Consider the following 25,289-nt stretch of genomic DNA (forward strand, 5'->3'; position numbering starts at 1 on the left):
GGAGGAGATTGATTTGGATTTTGATCAGCATATTCGGGTGATTCCCGATTTTCCGAAACCGGGCATCAGCTTTAAAGACATCACGACGCTGCTGGGCAACGGACCGGTATACCGCGAAGCGATCGACGCATTGAAGAAAAAGGTGGAGCATCTGCAGATCGATCTGATCGCAGGACCGGAAGCCCGCGGCTTCGTCGTCGGCGCTCCGCTTGCTTACGCACTGGGCGTCGGCTTCGTGCCGATCCGCAAAAGCGGCAAACTGCCGTACAAGATCGTCGAAGCGGAATACGATCTGGAGTACGGCAAAGATACCCTGGCGATGCATATCGACGCCGTAACCGAAGGCCAGAACGTTCTGATCGCCGACGATCTGCTCGCGACCGGCGGCACAATCGCGACCGCCGTGAATCTGGTTCGCCAGCTCGGCGGCAACGTGGTCGGCGCGGCGTTCCTGATCGAGCTCGAAGAACTGAACGGACGCAGCCGCCTCGACAACGTCGAAGTATTCAATCTGATCAAAGATTAATTTCTTTTTGAAAATAGTCTTTACCCGTTCGTTGTAAGACCAAGAGAAAACCCGTTATTCTCCATCCCGCGCAGCAAGCGGAAGAGAATAACGGGTTTTACTCGTTTTTAGCGCTTTTTTAATAAAAAAACGAAAAAATCGCGCTTTTTTGAAACCTTTCGCTTTTTCTCGCGTATAGCATGGGGAGACTCGGCGGCAGAGCCTCTTTTCGGCTTGGCGCTGTCCGCACGGGGTCCGCATTTTACAGGGTTAAGGAGGGATAGGATGTCCGTAATTAGAGAAACCGACCTGCCGGGGATCGGGCGCAAGTTCCTGATCGATACGGAAGAAGGAGACCGCTTCATCGTCATCCTGCACGAAGACGGCAAACGGGAGCTGTTCTGCCCGTCGCCGGAAGAGCCGGAGGACTTGATGAGGGTCATGACGCTGACCGACACGGAAGCGCGCCAACTGGGCGGCATCGTGGGCGGCATGAATTACCAGCCGACGGCGCTGGAGAAAGTCGAGCATACGCTGGATCATTTGTCGATCGAGTGGTACAAGCTCAAAAAAGGCATGAAAGCGGTCGGGAAATCGATCGGCGAGCTCAAGATTCGCGAGAACACCGGAACCGTCGTGATCGCGTCGATCGAATCGTCGCACGACCAGACCGTGAGTCCGGGACCGGAATACGTGCTGGCCGAAGGGATGACGCTCGTCGTCGCCGGCGAACGGCAGAACATTCAGACGTTGAAAAGGATGCTGGAAGCAGGTGAGGCGTAATGGAGCACATGGTCTTCGAAGTCGGAGTCGCCGTCCTGCTGATTGCGCTTGCCGGGTTCCTGTCCGCTAAGCTGCGCTTCTCCGTCGTTCCGTTCTATATCCTCGCCGGCATGGCCGTCGGGCCGCACGCGCCGCATTTCGGGCTCGTCGATCTGCGGTTTATCCACAGCGCGGAACTGATCGAATTTATGGGACGGCTCGGCGTCATCTTCCTGCTGTTCTATCTGGGACTCGAATTCTCGGTCGGACGCCTGGCCAAAGCCGGCAAGTCGATCGCGATCGGCGGTTCCATCTATATCGGCATTAACTTTACGCTCGGCCTGCTGTTCGGCTTTATCAGCGGATTCCCGGTACTGGAAACGCTTGTGATCGCCGGCATTACAACCATCTCGTCCAGCGCGATCGTCGCCAAAGTGCTGGTCGATCTGAAACGGACGGCCAATCCGGAAACGGAAATGATTCTGGGCATCATTATGTTCGAAGACGTGTTCCTCGCCGTGTACCTGTCCATCCTGTCCGGTCTGCTGCTCAGCGGAGCGACTACGCTCGGAGGCGTGCTGCTGTCCGCGGGAATCGCTCTCGGCTACATGCTGCTGGTGCTGATCGTCGGCCGACTGCTGGTTCCGGTGCTGAACAAGATTCTCGGCGTTTCGTCGAACGAAATCTTTTTGACCACGGTCTTCGCCATGCTGTTTATGGTTGCGGGCTTCTCCGAGACGATTCACGTCGCGGAAGCGATCGGCGCGCTGCTGGTGGGCCTCGTCCTGGCGGAAACCAAGCATATGCACCGGATCGAAAAAGCGATTCTGCCGTTCCGCGATTTCTTCGGCGCGCTGTTCTTTTTCAGCTTCGGTCTCACCATCGATCCGCTCAGCCTCAAAGGCAATGCGGTATGGCTCGCGATCGGCGCGGTGATTCTGACGATTATCGGCAACTATACGGCGGGCATGCTGGCCGGACGCACCGCTAACCTGACTCCGAAAGCGTCGTCCAACGTGGGCCTGACCATCGTTTCCCGCGGCGAGTTTTCGATCATTATGGCGAACCTGGGCGCAGCCGGCGGACTGATGGCGATTCTCCAGCCTTTCGCCGCGATCTACGTCCTGATTCTCGCTGTGCTCGGACCTTTCCTGACCAAGGAATCCGCGATGGTGCACCGCTTCGTCACCAAGATTATCCCGATGAAGCCCAAGCCCAAAGCCGGCACCGGAGGCGACAAGCTTCAATAACGATATTCAACATGAATTATTTTCCTATAACATGGCGACCGACTCTTCTCCGTATCATGGGAAAATAACTCGTGCAGCATGAATGTAACGCCCTCCGCGGCAGTACCCTGCTCCGCAGCGCGTTCCGCACAAACAGACCGCCGTGCTTCTTCCGAAGAAGCCGGCGGTCTTTTGGTATGTTTATCTTTTTTCTTTCCCCACCCTTATAGGTCGGGCGTTTTCACTTCCGGCGCCTCGTCCTTCTCGTTCGACCAGCCGAAAAGCACGATCAGGCGGAAGATCAGGTTGACCAGAATGCCGACCACCGTCGCCAGCGCCATGCCTTTGAGCTGGACGCTGCCGAGCGTCAGTGTCGCTCCGCTGAGGCCGGTGCCCAGAATCAGCGCGGCGAGCAGCATATTGACGGATTTCGAGAAATCGACTTTCTGCTCGACGAAGATGCGCAGGCCGGATACGGCGATGACGCCGAACAGCAGCAGCGAAACCCCGCCCATAACCGGCGTCGGGATATTGGCGACCGCCGACGCGAACTTGCCGGAGAACGACAGGATGATCGCGATCACCGCGGCGCCGCCGACTACGAATACCGAATACACGCGCGTCAGCGCCATGACGCCGATATTTTCCCCGTACGTCGTATTCGGCGTCGAACCGACGAAGCCGGACAGGATAGTGGAGACGCCGTTGCCGAGCAGCGAGCGGTGCAGGCCCGGATCTTTCGACAGATCCCGTCCGACGATATTGCTCGTGACCAGCAGGTGGCCGATATGCTCGACGATGACGACCAGAGCGGCCGGCAGAATCGTCAGAATCGCCGCGATATCCCAGCTCGGCAGCCGGAAGTCCGGTCCGGACAGGAAGCTCGCTTCGGCGACGGCGGACGTGTTGACTTCGCCCATGAAGTAGGCCAGCACATAGCCGGCGGCGATGCCGATCAGGATATGGATGATCTTCGGGAAGCCGCGGAACAGTACGGCGCCCAGCACCGTAACGGCCAGTGTGACCATCGAGATCAAGATGGCATGCGTACTGTAAACGACGGCGCCGGTATCGGCGTCGGCCGTACCGAGCAGCCCGGCCATGCCCGCCGCCGTCGGCAGCAGTTCAAGCCCGATCAGCGCCACGACGCAGCCCATGACGACCGGAGGGAACAGGAAGTCGATCCAGGCGGTGCCGGCGATCTTGATCAGCAGGGCGACGGCGATAAACACGACGCCGATCACGATAAAGGCGCCCAGCGCTTTGGAATAATTGTCCATGTGATCGCCGGTCCAGCCCAGCACGACGCCGACCGGAACGAGGAAAGCGAAGCTGGAACCGAGATAAGCCGGAATCTTGCCTTTGCAGATCAGGATGTACAGCAGGGTGCCGATCCCGTTCATCAGCAGGATGACGCTGGGGTCCACGCCGAAAATATTCGGGACAAGGACGGTGCTGCCGAACATGGCGAACAGGTGCTGCAAACTGAGCAGCAGTCCCGGTCCGAACGCCGGCCTTTCGTTGACTTGAATTTCACGCTGCAAGTCGTTTCAACTCCTTGGACATAGGTTTGAGCCGTTTCCCGCAGGGAAGGACGGCTGTAGTCGGATGAGGAAGACGGCAGAAGACGGGGGGGGGGCGGCAGTAACCGCTAAATCCGTACGCGCTCGTTCATCTTAACTAGATTATAGAGGTTTATGCTTTTTTTCAATAACATTTTCGCGGAAAAAGAGAATATCTTTCGGATTTCAACAAAATGGAGTCGGACAAAGCCGGCGGAACTGCGGGATGGAGCGTGATGTTTTCATGAAGAAAGCGAACAATTTGCCGCTTCGCATTGACTCGCATTCGGCGAAAAGGCATAATGAAAGGAAAACTATGACGACGGGCCTGAATGCGATCTTTTTGCGGACAGGCTTCATTTTCTTATAGAAAGGAATCGGAAAGGACTCAATGGGCATTGAACGATTACTTGAAAAGGCGTCCGCTTATATCCGGGAATCGGACCTCCCCCGCATTCGGGAAGCCTACGAATTCGCCGATAAGGCCCATTCCGGCCAGGTCCGAAAATCCGGCGAGCCGTATATCCTGCACCCGCTCGCGGTTGCAGATATTGTCGTGGGCATGCAGATGGACACCACGTCGATCGAAGCCGCGCTGCTGCACGACGTGGTCGAAGACACCACCGTTTCGCTGGAAGAGATCCGGCAGCATTTCGGCGAAGCCTGCGCGATGCTCGTCGACGGGCTGACCAAGCTCGAACGGATCAAATTCCGGTCCAAGGAAGAACAGCAGAACGAGAACTACCGCAAGATGTTTATCGCGATGGCGCAGGATATCCGGGTGATCGTGATCAAGCTGGCCGACCGCCTGCACAATATGCGCACGCTGAAGCACCAGTCGGAAGAAGGACAGCGGCGGATCGCTTACGAGACGCTGGAAATTTTCTGTCCGGTCGCCGATCGCCTCGGTATTTCCGCGATCAAGTGGGAAATGGAAGACATCGCTCTTCGTTACCTGAATCCCCAGCAGTATTACCGGATCGCCAACCTGATGCACAAAAAAAGAGCCGAACGCGAACAGTTCATCTCCGACGTTATCGTCCGGATCGGCGAGAAGCTGGAAGAAATGGGCATCGACGCGGACCTTTCGGGGCGGCCGAAGCATATTTACAGCGTTTATAAAAAAATGACGAGCAAAAACAAGCAGTTCAACGAAATCTACGATCTGCTCGCAATCCGTATCCTGGTCGAAAACGTTAAAGATTGTTACGCCACCCTGGGCATTATCCATACGCTGTGGAAGCCGATGCCGGGCCGGTTCAAAGACTATATCGCGATGCCGAAAGCGAATATGTACCAGTCGCTGCATACGACGGTGGTCGGACCGAACGGCGAGCCGACCGAAGTGCAGATCCGCACCTGGGACATGCACCGCACGGCGGAATTCGGGATCGCGGCGCACTGGGCGTACAAAGAAGGCACGGTCGTGGCGCCGGGCGGCGGGATCGAGAACAAGATGCCGTTTTTCAAAGAAATCATCGAGCTGCAAAACGAAGCCAAAGACGCGTCGGAATTTGTCGAGTCGCTCAAAATGGATTTCTTTTCCGACCTTGTGTTCGTCTTTACGCCGAAAGGCCAGGTCATCGAGCTTCCGGCCGGATCGGTGCCGCTCGATTTCGCTTACCGCATCCATACGGAAATCGGCAACCGGACGATCGGGTCCAAAGTCAACGGCCGGATCGTTCCGCTCGACCACAAGCTGAAAACCGGCGATATCGTGGAGATTCTGACCTCCAAACATTCGTACGGACCGAGCCAGGACTGGGTGAAGATCGCCCAATCGTCGCACGCCCGCAGCAAGATCAAGCAGTGGTTCAAAAAAGAACGCCGCGAAGAGAATGTCGAAAAAGGTCGAGAAGGACTGGAACGGGAGATCAAAAAGCTCGGTCTCGAAGTATCCGAGTGGCTGACCGACGACAAGCTGCTCGAAGTCGCCAACAAATTCGCGTTCAACGATTTCGAAGACATGCTGTCGGCGATCGGGTTCAACGGCATTACCGCTTCGCAGGTTGTTACCCGGTTAACGGAGAAGTGGCGCCGCGAGCAGGAAGAGACCAACCATCTCGAATTAACGCACGAAGTGCGCGAAGTCAAAGCGGCTCCGCCGGACAAAGAAAAGAAACGTCCGACCAACGGGGTCAAAGTCAAAGGCGCGAGCAATCTGCTCGTCCGTTTCGCCCGCTGCTGCAACCCGGTTCCGGGCGACGATATCGTCGGTTATATTACACGGGGGCGCGGCGTATCCGTGCACCGCTCGGACTGTACAAACATCCCGGGAGAAGGCGACGGCGAAGAAGCCGCTCGCGTGATCGAGGTCGAATGGGAAGACGCGGTGGAATCGAACTACAGCGTCGATATCGAGATTACCGGACTCGACCGCCGGGATTTCCTGAACGAAGTGCTGCAGGCCGTATCGGAAAGCAAAACGAATATGACCGCCGTCTCGGGACGCGCGGACAAAAATAAAATGGCGCTTGTGCATATCACGATCCTGATCCGCAACACCGAGCATTTGCAGTCGGTGGTGGAACGCATCAAGCGGGTGCGCGACGTTTACACGGTGCACCGGATCATGCAGTAAAGGAGTCGGCTTTTCATGAAACTTGTGATTCAGCGCTGCAAGCAGGCGTCGGTCAGCGTGGACGGTTCGGTCGTGGGCCGCATCGACGAAGGATTGGTCATTCTGGTCGGCGTTACGCAGAGCGATACGGAGAAAGACGCGCTGTACCTGGCCGACAAAGCGGCCGGACTGCGCATCTTCGAAGACGAGGCCGGCAAAATGAACCGCAGCGTCGAGGATATCGGCGGAAAGGTGCTGTCCGTATCGCAGTTCACGCTGTACGGGGACACCCGCAAAGGCCGGCGTCCCAGCTTTACGGCCGCGGCGCGGCCGGAGCCGGCGCTGGCGCTGTACGAAGCGTTTAACAAAGCGCTGCGCGCACGCGGATTGACCGTGGAGACGGGCGTGTTCGGCGCCATGATGGACGTCTCGCTCGTTAACTGGGGTCCGGTGACGCTGATCGTCGAAAGCGGCGAGTAGCGCTTCGCTCCGGAAGCCGAAAACGCGGTTTGCCGTCCGGCGAACAAGCAAAGAAACAACAGTAGAGGCCGCTTCGGCCGCCGCCTTCCGGGCGGCGCCGGGGCGGTTTTTTCTTTTGCGTCTTCTTTTGAAGGATAGTGTTAGAAGTCGGAGAGGTCAGGGTAATAAGAAAGCGAGAACGGATGAGATTGATTTTTATGAATCCGGATACCGGATCATCCCGAGAGGAGTTATGACATCATGAGTAAAGTCGCTTTTTTGCTTGCGAATGAGTTCGAAGATTCCGAAATGCAGGTTCCTTACGATGAACTGCAAAAAGCCGGCCATACGGCCGACATCATCGGCCTGAAAGCGGGCGAGACGGTAAAAGGAAAACTGGGTAAAGAAGAGTATACGACGGACAAAGCGATCTCCGACGTTCAAGCATCGGACTACGACGCCGTCGTGATTCCGGGCGGTTCTTCGCCGGAAAACCTGCGCCTCGACGAACAGGTACTCCAGTTTGTCAAAGACATCAACGCCGCCAAGAAGCCGATCGCGGCAATCTGCCACGGTCCGCAAATCCTGGCCAGCGCCGATCTGCTCAAAGGGCGCACGATTACGTCGTACCCGCCGCTGCAGGACGACATGGTTAACGCGGGCGCGCAGTTCAAAGACGAAGAAGCGGTGGTGGACGGCAACTTTATCACGTCCCGTACCCCGGACGACGAGCCGGCATTCGTCCGCGAAATTCTGAAGGCGCTGTAAAGCCGGGTTTCCCCGGTTTTGCTTACTGCCGAATCTGCTTCCGGGTCAGACTACAAGAGCAAGCGAAGCTCTACGGCAATATAGAAGTTCTGTAAAGATCGTCCATTACAAAGGAGGGAATTACAATGTCTAAACACATCCAAGCGTATTTCAGAACGGAAAGCGAAGCGGAAGGCGCAAGAATGAGTTTGATGACGTTCGTTACCGAACAGCTTGAAGTAGGTGAACTGCAGGAAGCTTTCGGAAGACGCGGAGCTTCCACGGGACGCGTTATCGTACCGCTGGTACCTCTCGCAGGCACGACCAATGCGGGCTTCACGGGCGGCGCGGCAGCTTCCGGCGGCGCGGGCAGCATGATCGGCGACCAGGCGGTGCCGGTACCGGCTCCGGGCGCAACCGGCGATCTGGGCAGTCAGCCCGTCGATAAAGACGATGTCGCAGACGTGAATGAGAACGCTTCCGACGCGGAACTTCGCGATCTCAAATATACGCTGTCGGCCAAAGTCAGCGACGAAGATTATCCGGCCGTCGTGCGCAAACTGCGCAATAACAACGGCTACGTACACGTGTACGAGTAAATCGCGGGGCTTGCAGTCCAACTGTAATCCAATTGTAATACGGACTTCATGTCTTCTTAACAAGCAGCGGTTAATATGTACACATGACCCCCTTAGATAGATCTTGGACGATCCGCGGCAGCAGCCCGCGGGTCTTTTTTTGCTTTCTTTTCCCGGCAGATAACGGTTGACTTTAGTCATGTACTTGATTACAATCATAAAATATAACAACCGCGGTGAGTGTTTTCGGTATGTCTCAGGCATCGGGAACAAGCGGATATTATGGATTCGATGACGGGAAAAAGTAATTCGGGTTTCGAAGCGCACAAGAGAGGGATTCCATGGGCTGGAAGAATTCCGCGCGGCGGCCGAACGAAAGACCTCCCCGAGAACGCACGGCGAAAGGCGGAAGAAACAGCGAATTTGCGAATTCGGCGTTGGTTTCTTGGAGCCCGATTAGCCGAAGCGCGAAGCAGACGGGCGTTAACCGTCATAATGAAGCGGGCTTTCGTTGTTAAATGCGGCGAACGGTCCGAAATGTGGGTGGCACCACGGGAGATTCTTAATTGCGATCCCTCGTCCCTGTACTATGCGAAGGGTATGCATAGACGGCGGACGGGGGATTTTTTGACATGATTTTTTTACGGCATCATGCGCCCAAAAAGAACCCGGCCGCGCAGTCCGGAAAGGAAGGAAAAAGAAACCATGGATTTTCAAAAACCGAAAGGTACCCTTGATTTTCTGCCGGGAACGGTGGAAAAGTGGCAGTACGTCGAGCGCAAAGCGCACGACCTGGCCCGCCGCTTCAACTACCGCGAGGTGCGCACGCCGATCTTCGAATATACCCAGCTGTTCCAGCGGGGCGTAGGCGAAACGACGGATATCGTGCAAAAAGAAATGTTCTCGTTCCAGGATATGGGCGGCCGCAACATGACGCTGCGGCCGGAAGGAACGGCCGGCGTGGTTCGCGCTTACGTCGAGAACAAATTGTTCGGAGAGCCGGACGTGTCCAAGCTGTTTTACATCGGGCCGATGTTCCGCCAGGAACGTCCGCAGGCGGGCCGCTACCGCCAGTTCCACCAGTTCGGCATCGAAGCGATCGGCTCGGTCGAACCGGCCATCGACGCGGAAGTCATTGCCTTCGGCCTGCAGTTCTTCGAAGACATCGGCCTCAAAGGCACGAGCGTCGAGATCAACTCGGTCGGCAACACCGCTTCCAGAGAGGCGTACAACGAGCGCCTGCTGGCGTTCTTGAACCCGATGCGCGACAGCCTGTGCAAAGACTGCCAGAACCGGATCGACCGCAATCCGCTGCGGGTGCTCGACTGCAAAGTCGATCACGACAAATTCGCGGACGCGCCGTCCATCCTGGACAGCCTGGACGAAGAAAGCTTGACCCACTTCGAAGCCGTGCAGCGCAATCTGACGGCGATGGGCGTAGCGTATACGATCAATCCGCGCCTGGTACGCGGACTGGATTATTACACGCTGACCGCGTTCGAGTTCAAAACGCAGAGCGGCATCGGCGCGATCGATACGATCGGCGGCGGCGGACGCTATAACAAACTGGTCGCCGAAGTCGGAGGACCGGACCAGCCGGGTATCGGCATGGCGATCGGCATGGAGCGGCTCCAACTGCTGCTGGCCGACCAGCAGACCGAGATCGACGACAAGCGGCCGCTGGACGTGTACCTGATCGCGCTCGGCGAGAAAGCGAGCGCCGAGATCACGAAGCAGCTGCACGCCCTGCGCAAGCTCGGTTTCTCGGCGGAACGGGATTATCTGGACCGCAAAATGAAGGCGCAGATGAAATCGGCCGACCGGCTCGAAGCCCGCTATACGGTTATTCTGGGCGACGACGAACTGGAACGCGGCGAGATCGCCGTCAAGTCGATGGAAACGCGCGAACAAGTCACGGTCAAGCTGGAAGATCTCGCTTCGGCGCTGAAATAAGATCGACGCGAACAACCGGCTTTCGGCAAACGAAAATTAAATTCAATACAAAGGGGAATCATTATGCAGAGGACTCATCACTGCGGACAGATTACGTCCGAACAAATCGGGGAAACGGTAACGCTGAACGGCTGGGTACAAACCCGCCGCGATCTGGGGGGCGTACTGTTTATCGACCTGCGCGACCGCAGCGGCATCGTGCAGATCGTCTTCAACCCGGCTTACTCCGGCGACGCGCTGCAAACAGCCGAGCGCGTGCGCAGCGAATACGTGCTGGCGGTCAAAGGAACGGTCGTTAAACGCGACCCGGAAACGGTTAACAAAAATCTGCCGACCGGCGAACTCGAAGTGCGCATCACCGAGATCGAAGTGCTGAACGCGGCGAAGACGCCTCCGTTCTTTATCGAAGACGGCATCGAAGTCGACGAAGCGCTGCGGCTGAAATACCGCTACCTCGACCTGCGCCGTCCGGAAATGCAGAAAACGCTCAGACTGCGTTCGCAGTCGGCGAAGATCTTCCGCAACTTTCTCGACGATCAAGACTTTGTGGAAGTAGAAACGCCGATCCTGACCAAAAGCACGCCGGAAGGCGCGCGCGATTATCTCGTGCCGAGCCGCGTGCACGAGGGCGAATTCTTCGCCCTGCCGCAGTCGCCGCAGATCTTCAAGCAGCTGCTGATGGTCAGCGGCCTGGAGCGCTATTATCAGATCGCGCGCTGTTTCCGCGACGAGGATCTGCGTTCCGACCGGCAGCCGGAGTTCACGCAGGTCGACCTGGAGATGTCGTTCGTCTCGCGCGACGACATCCTGGGCATGATCGAAGAGCTGATGGCGAAGCTGTTCCGCGAAACGATCGGCGTCGAAGTACAGCTTCCGTTCCAGCGCCTGACGCACGCGGAAGCGATGAGCAAATACGGCTCCGACAAGCCGGACCTGCGCTTCGGCCTGGAGCTGGTCGATGTGGGCGATATCGTGCAGGGCAGCGGCGCGAAAGTATTCGCGTCCGTCATCGCCGGCGGCGGCCAGGTCAAAGTGCTGAACGCCAAAGGCTGCGGCTCGTGGCCGCGCAAAGAGATCGACGATCTCGGACCTTACGCTGCCCGTTACGGCGCCAAAGGACTGGCCTGGATTCAAGTCAAGGAAGACGGCTTCAAAGGCCCGGTCGTCAAGTTCATGAGCGAAGAAGAGATCGAAGCGCTGCGCGAACGCACGGGCGCCGAAGTGGGCGACCTGCTGCTGTTCTCCGCCGACAAGAAACAGGTTGTGGCCGACGTGCTCGGCGCTTTGCGCCTGAAGATCGGACGCCAGCTCGGCCTGATCGACGACAGCATTTACAAATTCGCCTGGGTGCTGGACTTCCCGCTGCTCAGCTACGACGAAGAATCGAAGCGCTATGTGGCGGAACACCATCCGTTCACCCGCCCGCTGGCGGAAGACCTCGAACTGTTCGAGACCGATCCGGGCGCGGTGCGCGCGCAGGCGTACGACCTCGTGCTGAACGGCTACGAAGTGGGCGGCGGCTCGCTGCGGATCTTCGAGCACGAGCTGCAGCAGAAGATGTTCGGACTGCTGGGCATCTCCGAAGAAACGGCGCAGGAGCAGTTCGGATTCCTGCTGGACGCGTTCCAGTACGGCACGCCTCCGCACGGCGGCTTCGCGTTCGGCTTCGACCGCCTGGTGATGCTGCTGACGCAGCGCACCAACCTGCGCGAAACGATCGCGTTCCCGAAAACGGCCAGCGCGACCGATCTGCTGATGAACGCCCCCTCCCCGGTGGACAAGCCGCAGCTCGACCAGCTGCATATCAAGCTGGCGCCGAAACCGGCGAAGAAGCCGGCCGCAGGCGAGAACGAACAGGCGTAAACGCGAAACGAACAGAAAAGCCGGGCAGGCCCGCCGCAGACCGCGGAGGCGCCTGCCCGCGTTTCTTCGATCGCGGGGTACGCTCAGCCACGTTTAATTAAGGAGGTTTAAACTGCTATGCTGCACGCATTTTCCAGAACGGAGCTTGCGATCGGGCCCGAAGGCCTGGACGCGCTCAAAAGCAGCACCGTCGCGGTGCTGGGTATCGGCGGCGTGGGCGCGATGGCCGTCGAAGGCCTGGCGCGTTCCGGCGTCGGCACGATCATTCTGATCGACAAAGACGTGGTGGATATCACCAATATCAACCGTCAGATCCACGCGCTGACCACGACTGTGGGACAGCAGAAAACGGAATTGATGGCCGAGCGCGTCAAGCTGATCAATCCGGAGATCCAAACGATCGTGCTGAATATGTTCTATACGGAAGAAACGTACGAGAAGCTGTTCGAGCACAAGATCGACTATGTGCTCGACGCGTCGGACACGATCGTGTACAAGATCCATATCATCAAAGAATGCCTCAAGCGGGGCATCCCGATTCTGTCGAGCATGGGGGCGGCCAACAAGCTGGACCCGACGCGCTTCCGGATCGCCGATATTTCCAAAACGAAAATGGACCCGATCGCGCGCATTATCCGCAACAAGCTGCGTAAAGAAGACGGCATCAAAAAAGGCGTCAAAGTCGTATTCTCGACCGAACCGCCGGTGAAGCCGCGCGTCGACGTGACCGAGCAGATCGCGCCGGCCGGGGCCAAGATCCGCAAAGCGAAGCAGCCGCCGGCGAGCAACTCGTTCGTTCCGCCGACCGTAGGTTTGATTATGGTCAGCGAAGCGGTCAAAGATCTGCTGGCCATTCACGGACATCCGCTGCAAAGCGAAGAATAGCATGAATCCGCGGCGCGTTTCCTGTCAGGGCGTGTCTTCAAACTTCGAAGGAAGCAGGTTTGAAGACACGTCCCAAGGGAAGCGCGTTTTTTTTATGCCGCCGCCGGCCCGCCTCCAAAATAGTTGCAGCATTTTCCCGGATAGTATGCTATGCTAATAACCCTTTTGCGTCTTCGCCGACAGCGTTCGAAATTCGGCGGGTCGCAGATGCAATTTCGGCATTTTGTGCGGGACGGGCCGATCCGGCAGGGCGGCCCGATCGTCGCGGGTTCGCGAGAACCTCTGTGCAAAATGCTCATCTTAGGAGGTAACTGAAGTGAGTGAGAACGTTCAAAGTGCCTATCGAGAAGAGCAAACCAAGCTGGGCTCGGTGCTCGAAGAGATCGGGACGCAGCTTGCGCGCCTTCGGGCGGTGCCGGTGTATACCGGACACGACTTCACCGAGCAGGTGCTCGAAGCGGGACGCGAAGAGCGCCGCCAGCGGCTGTCCAAATCGCAGCCGGAACCTTATTTCGGGCGGATGGATTTCGAGGAAGACGGAAAGCCGTCGCCGGCCCCGCTCTATATCGGCAAAACGGGCCTCGACGGCCGCGACCCCGGCAGTCTGCCGATCGTGATCGACTGGCGCGCGCCGGTCGCGAGCCTGTTCTATTCGTTTACCGGGGGCGAGGAGCGCGTCGAGTACGAAGCGCCGGAAGGCCTGATCGGCGGAACGGTGCACCTCAAACGAAACATCATGGTGCGCAAAGAAGAATTGGAACGGGTCGTCGATACGTATACGCGGGGCGGCGAAGAGCCGGCGGTATCGGACGAGTTCCTGCTGTACCGGCTCGGCGAGAATAAAGACAACCGGCTGCGCGATATCGTTTCGACGATCCAGGCGGAGCAGGACCGGATTATCCGAGCCGAGAAAAACAAAGCGCTGATTATCCAGGGCGTGGCGGGCAGCGGGAAAACGACCGTCGCGCTGCACCGGCTCGCGTTCCTGCTCTACCAGTACAAAGAGCAGGTGTCCGCGGGGAGAATGATTATTTTCGCGCCGAACGGCATGTTCCTCGACTATATTTCTGGCGTGCTGCCGGAGCTTGGCGTCGGGGATATCCAGCAGCGTACGTTTACCGACTGGGCGTCCGGGCTGCTCGGGGTGGAAGACAAGCTGGCCGATCCCGCCGAGACGCTGGACCTGTGGTTCGGCCGGGCGGGCGGAGCGGCGCCGGGCGACGAAGCGCCGGGCCGCTTCAAAGGCTCGGAAGAGTTCCGGACGGTGCTCGAAGCTGCCGCGGCCGCGCTCGAAGCTTCCGGCGCGCCGGAACTGGAATTCTCGCCTTGGGACGGCAGGATCCTGCCTTACGCCACGATCCTGCACTGGTACGCGGACGAGTACAAGCATTATTCGGCTTCGGGCCGTAAAGAACGGGTGCTGGCGCGGATTCACCGCTGGATCGAGATGGAGCTGAAGCAGGTCGGTTCGGAGGTCAAACGCAAAGAATATAAAAAGAAAGCCGTGCAGCGCGAAAAAGCCTATGCCAAAAAATGGCCGGATTTCGATGCGTTTACGCTGTACCGGCAGATCTTCGGAGCGGCCAAAGACGCTCGCGGCATCCTGCCGCAGGAAGCGCTGTCCGGCATTCCCGCGTCTGTGCTGAAGGAAACGCGCCGGAATCTCAAAGAGGGCCGCATCCGCGAAGAAGACCTGCCGGCGCTGCTGCACCTGCATCTGCTGCTCGTCGGCGTCGACGGCATCGAGCGGTTCGACCACGTCGTGATCGACGAAGCTCAGGATTTCTCCCCGCTTCAGGTCCGGGTGCTCGACCGGTTCGTGCGCGGGCATTCGTTTACCATTCTCGGCGATCTATCGCAGGGCATCCATGCCTACAAAGGCGTGCACGCCTGGGAAGAAATGAGCGGACTGTTCGGCGAAGACGAAACGTCTTATCACGCGCTTACGCGCAGCTACCGCTCGACGATGGAGATTATCGGCTTCGCCAACGGGATTCTGGCGGGCGGCGTGCCCAGCGCGATCGAAGCGGTGCCGGTCTTCCGCGGCGGCAGCAAGGTGCGGGTGATCGCGACCGGCGGGGCGGATCAAAGCGGGGCTGCGGCGAAAGCCGGTTCCGGCGTCCGCGCCGCGGCCCGGGCGCTTCGCTCCTTGTGGGGACGCGAGCACAAGACCGTATCGCTGCTGACCCGGACGCAGGATCAGGCGAAGGAGCTGTACGAAGCGCTGAAGCCCGAGTTTGCGGAGCTGAACCTGATCGACGGCGGCAAAACGCAGTACGAAGGCGGATTATCCGTGCTGCCGCTGCATTTGTCGAAAGGACTGGAGTTCGACGCGGTCGTACTGGCCGGCGCGGACAGCGGCAATTACGGCGATTCGCCGTGGGATGCCAAGCTGCTGTACGTCGGCTGCACGCGGGCGCTGCACGAGCTGTGGCTGCTGCACGACGGACCGCTGCCGGCGTTTATGCCGGAAGCGGACGGGGAGTGGAGCGAAAGCGGCTGGCCGGCCGAATAAAGACGGGGGTAAACGGACGGAAAAGGAAAGAGGACGGCGGCGGCCGTCCTCTTTTTGTTATGATTTGCGCGTTGCCGCGGCCGCCGCCAATCTGCGCTGCGCGTTTAAGACGCGGGTTCGGCCGGATTGGCACCGACTTCGAACAGGCGCACCCGGTTGCGGCCTTCGGCTTTGGCCAGGTACAGGGCGGAGTCGGCGGAGCGGATCAGCTGGTGCTTGTCCTGGCCCGGCCGGAACTGCGCTACTCCGAAACTTGCGGTAACGGTGTAGTCGGGCGAAGGCGAATCGACCTCGAACAGCTTTCTGAGACGCTCGGCCACCTGCCGTGCTTCGTCCAGCGCGGTGCCCGGCAGCAGTACGGCGAATTCCTCGCCGCCGAACCGGACCGGCAGATCGCCGGCGCGGGAATACTGCTGGAGCACGCGGGCCATATGCTGAAGTACGAGATCGCCTTCCTGGTGACCGCGCGTATCGTTCAGCCGCTTGAACCGGTCCAGGTCCAGCAGGATCAGGCTGAGCGGACGGCTTTCGCAGGCATCGGCTATCAGCTCGTCGATCGATTCCTCGAACCGGCGGCGGTTCCACAGGCCGGTCAGACCGTCCCGCATGGCGAGCGATTGAATTTTGCTGGTTTCCAAAGCGTTTTCGATCGCGGTCACGATCATCGGGGCCAGTTTTTCGAGCCGCGTTTTCTTGACCGTATTGAAGAAACCGGGCGAGTTCGACATCAAGTTGAGCACGCCGACGGTTCTCGCTTCTTTTTTGAGCAGGATATGCAGCGAGGAGCGCGTGCCTTCCTCGTACTGCTGATCGGTGACGACGCCTCTGGGCCTGTATTCGTCCCAGTTTTCGTGCACAAGCGAGAATCCGCCGCGGATCAGATCGCGCAGGTCTTTTTGTTCGCCGGTCAGCGCGGTTTCTTTGAAGCTCAGCGTCTCCTGCTGCAGCGCGGCTTTGATCGAATAGCTTCGGTCCGCATTCAGCGTTACGACGGTCAGCCGGTCGCAGCGGACGAGGCTCCGGATGCCGAGCAGCGTTTCGCGGTATACGTCCTGCACGGAGCCGGCCTGGTTCAGCGCGTTGATCATCCGGTACGTGTCTTCGAGCTGGTCGTGTTCTTTCTGCATCTCCGCGCGCATGTCTCCGAACGCGCGAACGAGCCTGCCGAGTTCGTTGGCCGAACTGTATTCCGGCAGCTCGGCCGAGATCTGTCCGTTTTCGTACGAAGATACCGCCCGGTCCAGCTCGGCCAGCGGAACGATCAGGCGTTTGATTCTGCGGATGACAAAAAAGGTATACAGGCCGATCATCAGCAGCGAAGCCGCGCCGGTGGAAGCGAGCGTCATGCTGATGCGCCCGAGCAGCGTGCTCCGGTTGAGGTCGCGCTGCTGCGTGATCCGCTCCAGCACGTCCGCGAACTTTTCGCTCAAAGAATCGAAAGAGGCTTCGCTTGCGGTCATTTCTTCGGCGGTGACCGGTTCGCCGCGCAGCGATTTGCGCAGCAGCGGCGTTCCGTGCTGACTGCTCCACTTTTCGCCCATGCGGATCAGCGATTTGACTTCAGTTTCGAACTGCGGCGTTTGACCGAGACGTTCGACGATATTTTTGGAGATCAGATCGTAATCGTCGCTTCCTTTGTCGTAGGATTCGATAAACAGGTTCTCGTCCGTCAGGCTGAAGCCGCGCAGTCCGTTTTCCAGTTCGATGCTCGCTTTCTCCAGCTTATCGAGATTCTCGGTCAGCAGAGCGAGGTAGCGCACCTGCATGTAGCTTTCTTTGATGGAATGGTTCTGGTACAAGTAACCGCCGGCAAGCAGCAGGGCGAACAGCAGAAAAAACAGCAGACTGAACCGGATTACGAGCGTGCCCAGATTATGCTCGCTTCCGTACAGCAAACGTTTGAAAAAAATCATTTTCACCTCTCCTGCAATCGGTAGACGGGTCCGGACGCGGCGGCGCCCGCAAACAAGCAGCCGTGTGCACCAGTAGATTGCGGCCCAATGGATTGTAGTTTGTATATCGGCAGATCCGGTATAAAAAGTAAAGGCTTTTTGCGCCCGGCCCACAGACTCCGTTCCTATCGTTAAGCCGCCGATTTTTTCGGGTAAAAATAAAGGTGGAACGCAGAGGCAAAACGATATCGACAAGCAGCGACAAGACGAATAGGAGATGAAGGTTGTGAGCAGAACGATTGCAGACGCACTGGTAGAAGCCCTGGTTAACGCGGGAGTCAAGCGGATTTACGGCATTACGGGAGATTCGCTGAATGCGGTGATCGACGCGGTAAGGCGTTCCGGCAGGATCGATTGGATTCACGTGCGCCACGAAGAGGCGGCCGCGTTCGCGGCCGGAGCCGACGCGGAGCTGAACGGCGCGATCGCTGTCTGCGCGGGCAGCAGCGGACCCGGCAACCTGCATCTGATCAACGGTTTGTACGAATGCCATCGCAGCCGGGTTCCGGTGCTGGCGATCGCCGCGCATATTCCGAGCGACGAGATCGGCAGCGGCTATTTTCAGGGCACGCATCCGGAGCAGATCTTTCAGGAGTGCAGCGTATTCTGCGAAACGCTGATGACGAGCGGACAGGTGCCGCGCACGATTACGATGGCGCTTCAAAGCGCGCTGGCCCATTCCGGCGTATCCGTGATCGTGCTGCCGGGCGACGTGGCGGCGCTGGACGCGGGCGGACGCAAAATTCCGGAACTCGTTACCCACGCCGCGCGCCCGGTGGTGCATCCTTCGGGCGAAGAGCTTGAGCGGCTCGCCGATTACCTGAACGAAGGCAAAAAGGTAACCGTGCTTGCCGGAGCCGGCTGCCGGGGCGCGCACGCCGAAACGCTGGCGCTGTGCGAACGCCTGCAAGCACCGATGGTCGTCGCGCTGCGCGGCAAAGAACATCTCGAATACGACAACCCTTATTTCGTCGGGCTGACGGGACTGATCGGCTACGCGTCCGGTTACCATGCCATGATGGACTGCGACGTGCTGCTGATGCTGGGCACGGACTTTCCGTACCGGCAGTTCTATCCCGAGCATGCGAAGATTCTTCAGATCGATATCGAAGCCGCGCATCTGGGGCGGCGCGCGAATCTTGCGCTCGGCGTATGCGGCGACGTCCGCGCCACGGCGGAGAAGCTGCTGCCGCTGCTAAGCGAAGGCCGGGATTCCGGGCATCTGCGCAAATCGGTCGAGCGTTACGGGAAAGTGCGCGCCGAGTTGGACGATCTGGCCGAAGACAAATCCGGCCGCCGTCCGATCCATCCGCAGATGCTGACGAAGATCGTCAGCGACGCGGCGGCCGAAGATGCCGTGTTTACGTGCGACGTGGGCACGCCGACCGTTTGGTCCGCGCGCTATCTGCAAATGAACGGCAGAAGACGGCTGATCGGCTCGTTCAATCACGGCACGATGGCGAACGCACTGCCGCAGGCGATCGGCATCCAGGCGGCCCATCCGAAGCGGCAGGTCGTGGCGCTGTCCGGCGATGGCGGACTGTCCATGCTGCTGGGCGATCTGCTGACGCTCAAGCAGCACCATCTGCCGGTCAAAGTCGTGGTGTTCAACAACGAAGCGCTCGGCTTCGTCGAGCTCGAAATGAAAGCTTCGGGCTATCTGGAGGCTGGCACCGATCTGAGCGCAACGGACTTCGCCGCGGTCGCAAACGCGATGGGCATTCGCGGCGTGCGGGTCGAAGATCCGGCGGAGCTGGACGGAGCGGTGCGCGAAGCGCTGGCGCACGACGGCCCGGCGCTGATCGACGTCGCCGTCAATCGGCAGGAGCTGTCGATGCCGCCGAAGATCAGCGCGCAGCAGGCCGGAGGTTTCTCGATCTGGGCGCTGAAAGCGGTGCTGAACGGCCACGGCAGCGAACTGATCGAGCTGGCCCGGACGAATCTGCTGCGCTGAGCCGGTTTGCCCATGAAGCCGCGGACCGCCGCGGCTTTTTGCCGTTTCGGGATGGAACGCCGGCTGTTTGGCGGCTGGAGGAGGCGGCCGGGCAAGTTGCGTTCCCGGCGAAACGGCTCTATATTGAATAGTGGACGAAAGGACGTGACACGCTTGGATTTGTTTTCTTACGGGGGAACCCCCGATTCCGGCGGCGGAGGCGGACTGCTTGCGGACCGCATGCGTCCGCTGACGCTGGACGAATATATCGGCCAGGAAGATATCGTCGGTCCCGGGCGGCTGCTGCGCCGGGCGATCGAAGCGGACAAAGTCGGCTCGATCGTGCTGTACGGGCCTCCGGGCTGCGGCAAAACGACGCTCGCTCATATTATTTCCAATCATACGCAGGGCAAGTTCGTCCGGTTGAACGCGGTCGACGCTTCGGTCAAAGACGTTCGGGCCGTGATCCAGCAGGCGGCGGACGACAAAGCGCTGTACGGCAGCAAAACGATCTTGTTCCTGGACGAAGTGCACCGCTTCAACAGCTCGCGTCAGGACGCGCTGCTGCCGGCGGTTGAGAAAGGAACGATCGTGTTTATCGGCGCCACGACGGAGAATCCGTTTCATTACGTCAACGGCGCCCTGATGAGCCGCTCGACGCTGTTCCAGCTGCATCCGCTGACGTCGAAGCACGCCATGATCGCGATGCGCCGCGCGCTGGAAGATACGGACCGTGGCCTCGGCTACATGGACCTGCAGGTCGACGAAGACGCGCTGGAGCATATCGCCGGGATGGCGAACGGCGACATCCGCCGCGCGCTGAACGCGCTGGAACTGGCGGCGCTGACCACTTCGCCGGAACCCGACGGCAGCGTGCGCGTTACGCTGGAAGCCGCGGAAGAATCGATCCGGCGGCCGATCGTGCGCGCCGACGAATCGACGCAGTACGATATTCTGTCGGCATTCCACAAATCGATTCGCGGCTCCAGCGACGCCGCGCTGTTCTGGTTTCTGTACGCCGTGGAGAAGCTCGGCATGGACCCGATGACGTTTATCCGCCGCCTGATCGCGGCGAGCAGCGAGGATATCGGGCTCGCCAATCCGCAGGCGATGGTGCAGGCGACATCCGCGCTGGAAGCTTACCGCAACAACGGCTGGCCCGAAGCCAAGCTGAACGTGGCGCAGGCGATTCTGTTCGCCGTGGAAAGCCCCAAATCGAACGCCGTATACACGGCGATCTCGCGTGCGGAAAGCGCGTTCGGCTCGATGGGTACCGCCGAGGTTCCGCTCCATCTGCGCGATACGCACTACAGCGGAGCCGAGAAGCTGGGACACGAAGGCTATAAATATCCGCACAACTTCCCGAATCACTATGTGAAGCAGGAATATCTGCCGGCGGAACTCGGCGGCGCGGTATTCTACGAAGCGAGCGAACAGGGGAACGAAGCGAAGATTCAAATCAATCAGCAGCGCCGCCGGGATTCCTGAGCGCGGCGGCCGGACGGAAGAGTGGGAGACGACATACATGAAAGAAATTGGAATTGTGGCGGTCGGCGGCGTGCTGGGCGCGCTGCTGCGCTATGCGCTCGGCCTGGCGATCCCGCACGCCGGCGGCTTCCCGCTGCCGACGCTGCTGATCAACTGGAGCGGCTGTTTGTTTCTGGGATTGTTCTTTACGCTTGCGCTGGACGCCGAACGAATCAGCCCGGCATGGCGGCTGGGCATCGGAACGGGATTTACAGGCGCGTTTACGACATTCTCGACGTTCTCGGTCGAGACGCTGGAGCTGCTGCGGCAGGGAAATACCGGCGAAGCCCTGCTGTACGCGGGACTCAGCCTGGCTGTGGGCATCGCGCTGAGCGCGCTCGGCGTCCGGCTCGGCAGTGCCTGGGGAAACCGGAGGCCGGGAGGGACGGCGGCATGACGCTGAATTCGATTCTGCTGGTGGCGCTGGGAGGCGCGATCGGCGCGCCTGTACGTTATCTGCTTGGCAAATGGGCGCTGAACGCGCTGGGCGGCCGGTTTCCGTGGGGGACCTGGATCATCAATATCAGCGGCTCGCTGCTGCTGGGCGCGCTGTTCGCGGCGGAGAGCCGCATGCCCGGCTGGGTGTACCCGCTGCTGGGCATCGGTTTCGCGGGCGCTTATACGACGTTCTCGACGTTCGGCTACGAAACGGTGCAGCTGCTGGAGAGCCGCCGCCTCGCGGCGGCAGCCGTTTATATCGTTTCTTCGGCGCTGCTCGGCCTGCTGGCGGCCGCGCTCGGCGCGGCGCTGGCGGGCTGAACGGCGGTACGGGAGAAGCCTGTCGAAATGGCGCCGTATCCATATTATGTTTGGCCGCGGAGCTCGTACTTATGTTAGAATTGTCAGAAGACTGCAAAATGTAGTAATCTAGGGCAAAGGCCGAATCGCTTTTGTGCTTTTCCGATTCGGCTTTTGGGCGAGTTCGGCTTTGCGTTTCCGTGATTCGGACGGACGAAGTCATTCGCTGTTTGAAAACGCGACGCGCAGACAAAGGCTTCTATTTTAAGATTCCATAAGGGGAGTTTACGGGCCGCCGGCCCGCTTTTGTGGAGAGAGAAAGGTACGAAACATAATGGATAAAAACCAGCCGGCCGAGGCTCATGTGCTGACCCGGGCCCAGAGGCATCAGAAGAAGAAAGCGAAGAAGAAAAAAGGCAGAGCCTGGCTGATTGCACTGTGCGTGCTGCTCGTGTTGGGAGCCGGCGGATATATTTTCCGCAAAGAATTGATGGTATTCGCGTTCAGCACCTTCCTGGAAGGAACGGTGAAAGAAAAGCTGGACGAATCCTATCAGCCGATCGAACAGGATCCCAAAGGCGGAGGCGAGGAAGAAATGTCCGTCGCCGAGCTGACCAAAGAACCGTTCTCGGTGCTGCTGCTCGGTACCGACCAGCGCGACGACGAGATCTCCCGCACGGACTCCATTATCTATTCCGTCGTGCGTCCGGCGGACAATAAAGTGCTGCTTGTGTCGATTCCCCGCGACTCTTACGTCAAGATGGTCGGCACGCCGACGATCAAAGGCACGCGTTCCTCCACGAAGATCAACGCCGCCTATGCTTACGGCGGGGCGCAGATGAGCGTGGATACGGTTGAAGCGCTGCTGGAACACGACGTCGATTATTACGCGACGATCAACTTCAACGGCCTCAAAGACGTGGTCGACGCGCTGGGCGGCGTCGAACTGCCGATCACCGAGACGATCGAGAACAAGCAGGCCGATCACGAGAAATTCACGATCGAAGCGAACAAGCCCATCTATAACGGCACCGAAGCGCTGAATTATGTGCGCTACCGCGAAGATTCCGATTTCAAACGCACCGAGCGCCACCGCATTTTCCTGAAGCAGATCATGAACCGGATGAAAAGCGTCGAGAACCTGACCAAGATCCCCGAGCTGATCGGAATCGCCGGGCAGAACTTCAAGACCAATATGACGTCCGACTTTATGCTTTCGCTGGCCAAAAGCGTTGTGCTGAGCGACTCGACGCCGAATATCAGCAGCCATATGCTGCAGGGCGAAGGCGTGTCGCGCGACGCCTGGTATTACGAGCTGGACGACAAGGATCTGGAAGAAACGATCGCTTCCATCACCAAATGGCTCGATCCGAGTTCGACCGCGGCCGATCTGGCCGTGGACGATACCGATGCCGGCGGCGACTCGCACACCGACCAGGAAGGCCAGCCCGCGGGAGATACGGGGCAATAAAGTTCGTAAAGGACCCGGCGGCATGACGCCTGCGGCAAAGCCCGAAGATCCAAGCGGCGGGGCCGCCGGCCCGATCGCGCAGAGCCGGACCCGAACGGACCGGCAATCTCTGCGCCTCTTTGCACAACATAAAGAGCCTGATCTCCACCCGCGGGTGAAGATCAGGCTCTTTGATTCACGGACGGAAAGCAGGCCGCGAGGCTTACTGCCGTGCCGCAAAGTCGTTCAGTTCACGCCGGCTTGCTCGGCGTAAGGAACTTTCTCGACCGTCTCGATCGTGCCGCCGCCCAGGCAGATTTCGCCGTCGTAGAACACGACGGCCTGTCCCGGCGTGATCGCTTTCTGGTTCTCGTCGAACGCCACGTGTACCGATCCGTCTTCGAGACGGGTAAGCGTTACGCCCTGGTCGGGCTGGCGGTAGCGGAACTTTGCCGTGCAGGTCAGCGGGCCTCCGGCCAGCTCGTCGCGGCCCGAAGCGAAGCTGACGCCGCTTGCCGAGAGGCCCGTCGAATACAGGCTGGGATGTTTGTCGCCCTGTACCACGTACAGGATATTGCGTTCAAGGTCTTTGTCGGCGACGAACCACGGCTCGCCCGTGCCCGATCCGCCGATGCCCAGTCCCTGGCGCTGGCCCAGCGTATAATACATGAGCCCGTCGTGGCGGCCTTTGGATTCGCCGGTGGCGATATCGATCATCTCGCCGGACTTGGCCGGCAGGTAACCGCTCAGGAACTCGCGGAAGTTCCGCTCGCCGATAAAGCAGACGCCGGTACTGTCTTTCTTGCGCGCCGTGGCCAGGCCCGCTTCCTCGGCGATGCGCCGCACTTCCGGCTTCGGCAGATGGCCGATCGGGAACATCGTTTTGGACAGCTGGTACGGATTCAGCGCGTTCAGGAAGTAAGTCTGGTCTTTGTTGGCGTCCACGCCGCGCAGCAGCTTGAACTCGCCGTTCTCTTCCGTTACGCGCGCATAGTGGCCGGTCGCGACATAGTCGGCGCCGAGGTCGAGCGCTTTGCTCAGGAACTCGCCGAACTTGATTTCGCGGTTGCACATCACGTCGGGATTCGGCGTGCGGCCCCGCTTGTATTCGTCGAGGAAATAGGTGAACACTTTATCGAAGTATTCTTTTTCGAAATTCACCGTATAATAAGGAATGCCGATCTTCTCGCAAACGCGGCGCACGTCTTCCGCGTCGTCTTCCGCGGTGCAGTGACCGAATTCGTCGGTATCGTCCCAGTTTTTCATGAAGATGCCGATGACGTCGTATCCCTGCTGCTTGAGCAGCAGCGCCGTCACGGAAGAGTCGACGCCGCCGGACATGCCGACGACGACCCGGATTTGCTCGGGGGATTTATGCATGAATATCACCGTCTTCTTTATGAGGTATTTGCAAAGTTTTGCAGAAAAAGAGGACGCGGCGGGCGCGTCTAACGACATTTTATCACAAAAGGAAAGAACTTACGACCGTTTGCGCCAAGAAGCGGCGGCCAAGGTCCTCGGCGGACGGACATTTTCCGCAAACAAGCAGATTCCGTGGTTCATCATGGACGCAGATTATGTTACGATAGTCTGAGTATACGCAGGAAGTAACCCCGAATGAGCGAAAGAGGTGCCCATATTGAAGATATCCACCAAAGGCCGCTACGGTCTTACGATTATGATGGAACTGGCGGGCCGCTACGGCGAAGGACCGACCTCCCTGAAAAGCATCGCCGAAAAGAACTCGCTGTCCGAGCACTATCTGGAGCAGCTGATCGCGCCGCTGCGCAACGGCGGGCTCGTTAAGAGCATCCGGGGCGCTTACGGCGGCTACATTCTGTCGCGCGATCCCGACACGGTAACGGCCGGGGAAATCATTCGCGTGCTGGAAGGACCGATCTCGGTGGTCGATTTCGCCGAAGAAGACGATCCGGCCAAGCGCGATCTATGGAAACGGATTCGCGATTCGATCGCCGACGTTATCGATTCGACCACGCTGGGTGACCTGATTACGTTCCGGGACAAAGGCGAACCGGATAATTACATGTTCTATATCTGAGTATTCGATGGA

21 protein-coding genes are annotated in these 25,289 nt (G+C 59.1%); 18 read left to right on the plus strand and 3 right to left on the minus strand.

All coding sequences use genetic code 11. The features are described from left to right. Positions 1–13 precede the first annotated feature (13 nt). The 3 genes from QWJ34_RS04465 to QWJ34_RS04475 all read left to right on the plus strand — a co-directional run bounded on the left by QWJ34_RS04465 (position 14) and on the right by QWJ34_RS04475 (position 2,517). Entirely contained in the window at positions 14–526 is a 513-nt protein-coding gene (locus QWJ34_RS04465; RefSeq protein WP_302725875.1) for an adenine phosphoribosyltransferase, read from the plus strand. A gap of 264 nt (positions 527–790) precedes the next feature. Beyond that, entirely contained in the window at positions 791–1,288 is a 498-nt protein-coding gene (locus tag QWJ34_RS04470) for a cation:proton antiporter regulatory subunit (RefSeq protein ID WP_302725876.1), read from the plus strand. After that, a complete protein-coding gene (locus QWJ34_RS04475; RefSeq protein ID WP_302725877.1) occupies positions 1,288–2,517 on the plus strand; it encodes a cation:proton antiporter in 1,230 nt (409 codons plus the stop codon). The genes QWJ34_RS04470 and QWJ34_RS04475 overlap by 1 nt, the downstream gene beginning before the upstream one ends. Positions 2,518–2,720: 203 nt before the next feature. On the opposite strand, the gene uraA is transcribed toward QWJ34_RS04475, so the two are convergent. Beyond that, positions 2,721–4,040, minus strand: a complete 1,320-nt coding sequence (gene uraA / locus QWJ34_RS04480; RefSeq protein ID WP_302725878.1) for a uracil permease — start codon at positions 4,038–4,040, stop codon at positions 2,721–2,723. A 409-nt stretch (positions 4,041–4,449) separates the two neighbouring features. Between uraA and QWJ34_RS04485 the strand changes: the two genes are divergently transcribed. The 8 genes from QWJ34_RS04485 (at position 4,450) to QWJ34_RS04520 (ending at position 15,618) form a co-directional block, all read left to right on the plus strand. Further along, positions 4,450–6,639, plus strand: coding sequence for a RelA/SpoT family protein (locus QWJ34_RS04485; RefSeq protein ID WP_302725879.1), 2,190 nt, complete (start codon positions 4,450–4,452; stop codon positions 6,637–6,639). 15 nt (positions 6,640–6,654) lie between these two features. After that, positions 6,655–7,098, plus strand: a complete 444-nt coding sequence (dtd, locus tag QWJ34_RS04490; RefSeq protein ID WP_302725880.1) for a D-aminoacyl-tRNA deacylase — start codon at positions 6,655–6,657, stop codon at positions 7,096–7,098. A 240-nt stretch (positions 7,099–7,338) separates the two neighbouring features. After that, positions 7,339–7,845: a type 1 glutamine amidotransferase domain-containing protein gene (locus tag QWJ34_RS04495; protein WP_302725881.1), complete on the plus strand. Its 507-nt coding sequence runs from the start codon at positions 7,339–7,341 to the stop codon at positions 7,843–7,845. A gap of 125 nt (positions 7,846–7,970) precedes the next feature. After that, the gene (locus QWJ34_RS04500; protein ID WP_302725882.1) at positions 7,971–8,423 is read left to right on the plus strand and encodes a hypothetical protein; all 453 of its coding nucleotides are present in this window, start codon (positions 7,971–7,973) and stop codon (positions 8,421–8,423) included. A 684-nt stretch (positions 8,424–9,107) separates the two neighbouring features. Continuing rightward, complete coding sequence (gene hisS, locus QWJ34_RS04505; protein ID WP_302725883.1) at positions 9,108–10,355, plus strand: histidine--tRNA ligase; 1,248 nt, start codon at positions 9,108–9,110, stop codon at positions 10,353–10,355. Positions 10,356–10,418: 63 nt separating this feature from the next. Then, positions 10,419–12,218 carry an aspartate--tRNA ligase gene (aspS, locus tag QWJ34_RS04510; protein WP_302725884.1) on the plus strand — a complete coding sequence of 600 codons (1,800 nt, stop codon included), beginning with the start codon at positions 10,419–10,421 and terminating at the stop codon, positions 12,216–12,218. Positions 12,219–12,335: 117 nt separating this feature from the next. Beyond that, positions 12,336–13,103: a tRNA threonylcarbamoyladenosine dehydratase gene (locus tag QWJ34_RS04515; protein WP_302725885.1), complete on the plus strand. Its 768-nt coding sequence runs from the start codon at positions 12,336–12,338 to the stop codon at positions 13,101–13,103. Between the two features lie 316 nt (positions 13,104–13,419). After that, positions 13,420–15,618 (plus strand): HelD family protein, encoded by a 2,199-nt coding sequence (locus tag QWJ34_RS04520; RefSeq protein ID WP_302725886.1) that lies wholly within the window; start codon positions 13,420–13,422, stop codon positions 15,616–15,618. Positions 15,619–15,722: 104 nt separating this feature from the next. Here QWJ34_RS04520 and QWJ34_RS04525 read toward each other — a convergent pair whose 3' ends face one another. Then, positions 15,723–17,531: a sensor domain-containing diguanylate cyclase gene (locus QWJ34_RS04525; RefSeq protein WP_302725887.1), complete on the minus strand. Its 1,809-nt coding sequence runs from the start codon at positions 17,529–17,531 to the stop codon at positions 15,723–15,725. A gap of 256 nt (positions 17,532–17,787) precedes the next feature. On the opposite strand from QWJ34_RS04525, the gene poxB reads away from it, so the two are divergent. From poxB to QWJ34_RS04550, 5 genes are all read left to right on the plus strand, one after another. Continuing rightward, complete coding sequence (gene poxB / locus QWJ34_RS04530; RefSeq protein ID WP_302725888.1) at positions 17,788–19,524, plus strand: ubiquinone-dependent pyruvate dehydrogenase; 1,737 nt, start codon at positions 17,788–17,790, stop codon at positions 19,522–19,524. A 153-nt stretch (positions 19,525–19,677) separates the two neighbouring features. Continuing rightward, on the plus strand, positions 19,678–20,991 hold the full coding sequence (locus QWJ34_RS04535; protein WP_302725889.1) for a replication-associated recombination protein A: 1,314 nt from the start codon (positions 19,678–19,680) through the stop codon (positions 20,989–20,991). 37 nt (positions 20,992–21,028) lie between these two features. Continuing rightward, complete coding sequence (gene crcB / locus QWJ34_RS04540; RefSeq protein ID WP_302725890.1) at positions 21,029–21,427, plus strand: fluoride efflux transporter CrcB; 399 nt, start codon at positions 21,029–21,031, stop codon at positions 21,425–21,427. Next, positions 21,424–21,789: a fluoride efflux transporter CrcB gene (crcB, locus tag QWJ34_RS04545; protein ID WP_302725891.1), complete on the plus strand. Its 366-nt coding sequence runs from the start codon at positions 21,424–21,426 to the stop codon at positions 21,787–21,789. Before crcB (QWJ34_RS04540) ends, crcB (QWJ34_RS04545) begins: the two co-directional genes overlap by 4 nt. A 313-nt stretch (positions 21,790–22,102) precedes the next feature. Next, positions 22,103–23,239: an LCP family protein gene (locus tag QWJ34_RS04550; protein ID WP_302725892.1), complete on the plus strand. Its 1,137-nt coding sequence runs from the start codon at positions 22,103–22,105 to the stop codon at positions 23,237–23,239. 225 nt (positions 23,240–23,464) lie between these two features. Here QWJ34_RS04550 and mnmA read toward each other — a convergent pair whose 3' ends face one another. Next, positions 23,465–24,598 (minus strand): tRNA 2-thiouridine(34) synthase MnmA, encoded by a 1,134-nt coding sequence (gene mnmA / locus QWJ34_RS04555; RefSeq protein WP_302725893.1) that lies wholly within the window; start codon positions 24,596–24,598, stop codon positions 23,465–23,467. Between mnmA and QWJ34_RS04560 the strand changes: the two genes are divergently transcribed. Both QWJ34_RS04560 and cymR read left to right on the plus strand, forming a co-directional pair. Next, entirely contained in the window at positions 24,597–24,812 is a 216-nt protein-coding gene (locus QWJ34_RS04560) for a hypothetical protein (protein WP_302725894.1), read from the plus strand. The genes mnmA and QWJ34_RS04560 overlap by 2 nt on opposite strands. A gap of 45 nt (positions 24,813–24,857) precedes the next feature. Then, positions 24,858–25,277, plus strand: a complete 420-nt coding sequence (gene cymR, locus QWJ34_RS04565; RefSeq protein ID WP_302725895.1) for a cysteine metabolism transcriptional regulator CymR — start codon at positions 24,858–24,860, stop codon at positions 25,275–25,277. Positions 25,278–25,289 lie beyond the last annotated feature (12 nt).

Source organism: Saccharibacillus sp. CPCC 101409 (genome assembly GCF_030518235.1).
GTDB lineage: Bacteria > Bacillota > Bacilli > Paenibacillales > Paenibacillaceae > Saccharibacillus.

What these genes read in the sequence shown, in the direction of transcription:
- QWJ34_RS04470 (WP_302725876.1), top strand. Translation starts at nt 791, where the DNA reads ATGTCCGTAATTAGAGAAACCGACCTGCCGGGGATCGGGCGCAAGTTC.
- QWJ34_RS04475 (WP_302725877.1), top strand. Translation starts at nt 1,288, where the DNA reads ATGGAGCACATGGTCTTCGAAGTCGGAGTCGCCGTCCTGCTGATTGCG.
- QWJ34_RS04485 (WP_302725879.1), top strand. Translation starts at nt 4,450, where the DNA reads ATGGGCATTGAACGATTACTTGAAAAGGCGTCCGCTTATATCCGGGAA.
- dtd (WP_302725880.1), top strand. Translation starts at nt 6,655, where the DNA reads ATGAAACTTGTGATTCAGCGCTGCAAGCAGGCGTCGGTCAGCGTGGAC.
- QWJ34_RS04495 (WP_302725881.1), top strand. Translation starts at nt 7,339, where the DNA reads ATGAGTAAAGTCGCTTTTTTGCTTGCGAATGAGTTCGAAGATTCCGAA.
- QWJ34_RS04500 (WP_302725882.1), top strand. Translation starts at nt 7,971, where the DNA reads ATGTCTAAACACATCCAAGCGTATTTCAGAACGGAAAGCGAAGCGGAA.
- hisS (WP_302725883.1), top strand. Translation starts at nt 9,108, where the DNA reads ATGGATTTTCAAAAACCGAAAGGTACCCTTGATTTTCTGCCGGGAACG.
- aspS (WP_302725884.1), top strand. Translation starts at nt 10,419, where the DNA reads ATGCAGAGGACTCATCACTGCGGACAGATTACGTCCGAACAAATCGGG.
- QWJ34_RS04515 (WP_302725885.1), top strand. Translation starts at nt 12,336, where the DNA reads ATGCTGCACGCATTTTCCAGAACGGAGCTTGCGATCGGGCCCGAAGGC.
- QWJ34_RS04525 (WP_302725887.1), bottom strand. Translation starts at nt 17,531, where the DNA reads ATGATTTTTTTCAAACGTTTGCTGTACGGAAGCGAGCATAATCTGGGC.
- poxB (WP_302725888.1), top strand. Translation starts at nt 17,788, where the DNA reads ATGAAGGTTGTGAGCAGAACGATTGCAGACGCACTGGTAGAAGCCCTG.
- crcB (WP_302725890.1), top strand. Translation starts at nt 21,029, where the DNA reads ATGAAAGAAATTGGAATTGTGGCGGTCGGCGGCGTGCTGGGCGCGCTG.
- crcB (WP_302725891.1), top strand. Translation starts at nt 21,424, where the DNA reads ATGACGCTGAATTCGATTCTGCTGGTGGCGCTGGGAGGCGCGATCGGC.
- QWJ34_RS04550 (WP_302725892.1), top strand. Translation starts at nt 22,103, where the DNA reads ATGGATAAAAACCAGCCGGCCGAGGCTCATGTGCTGACCCGGGCCCAG.
- QWJ34_RS04560 (WP_302725894.1), top strand. Translation starts at nt 24,597, where the DNA reads ATGAATATCACCGTCTTCTTTATGAGGTATTTGCAAAGTTTTGCAGAA.
- mnmA (WP_302725893.1), bottom strand. Translation starts at nt 24,598, where the DNA reads ATGCATAAATCCCCCGAGCAAATCCGGGTCGTCGTCGGCATGTCCGGC.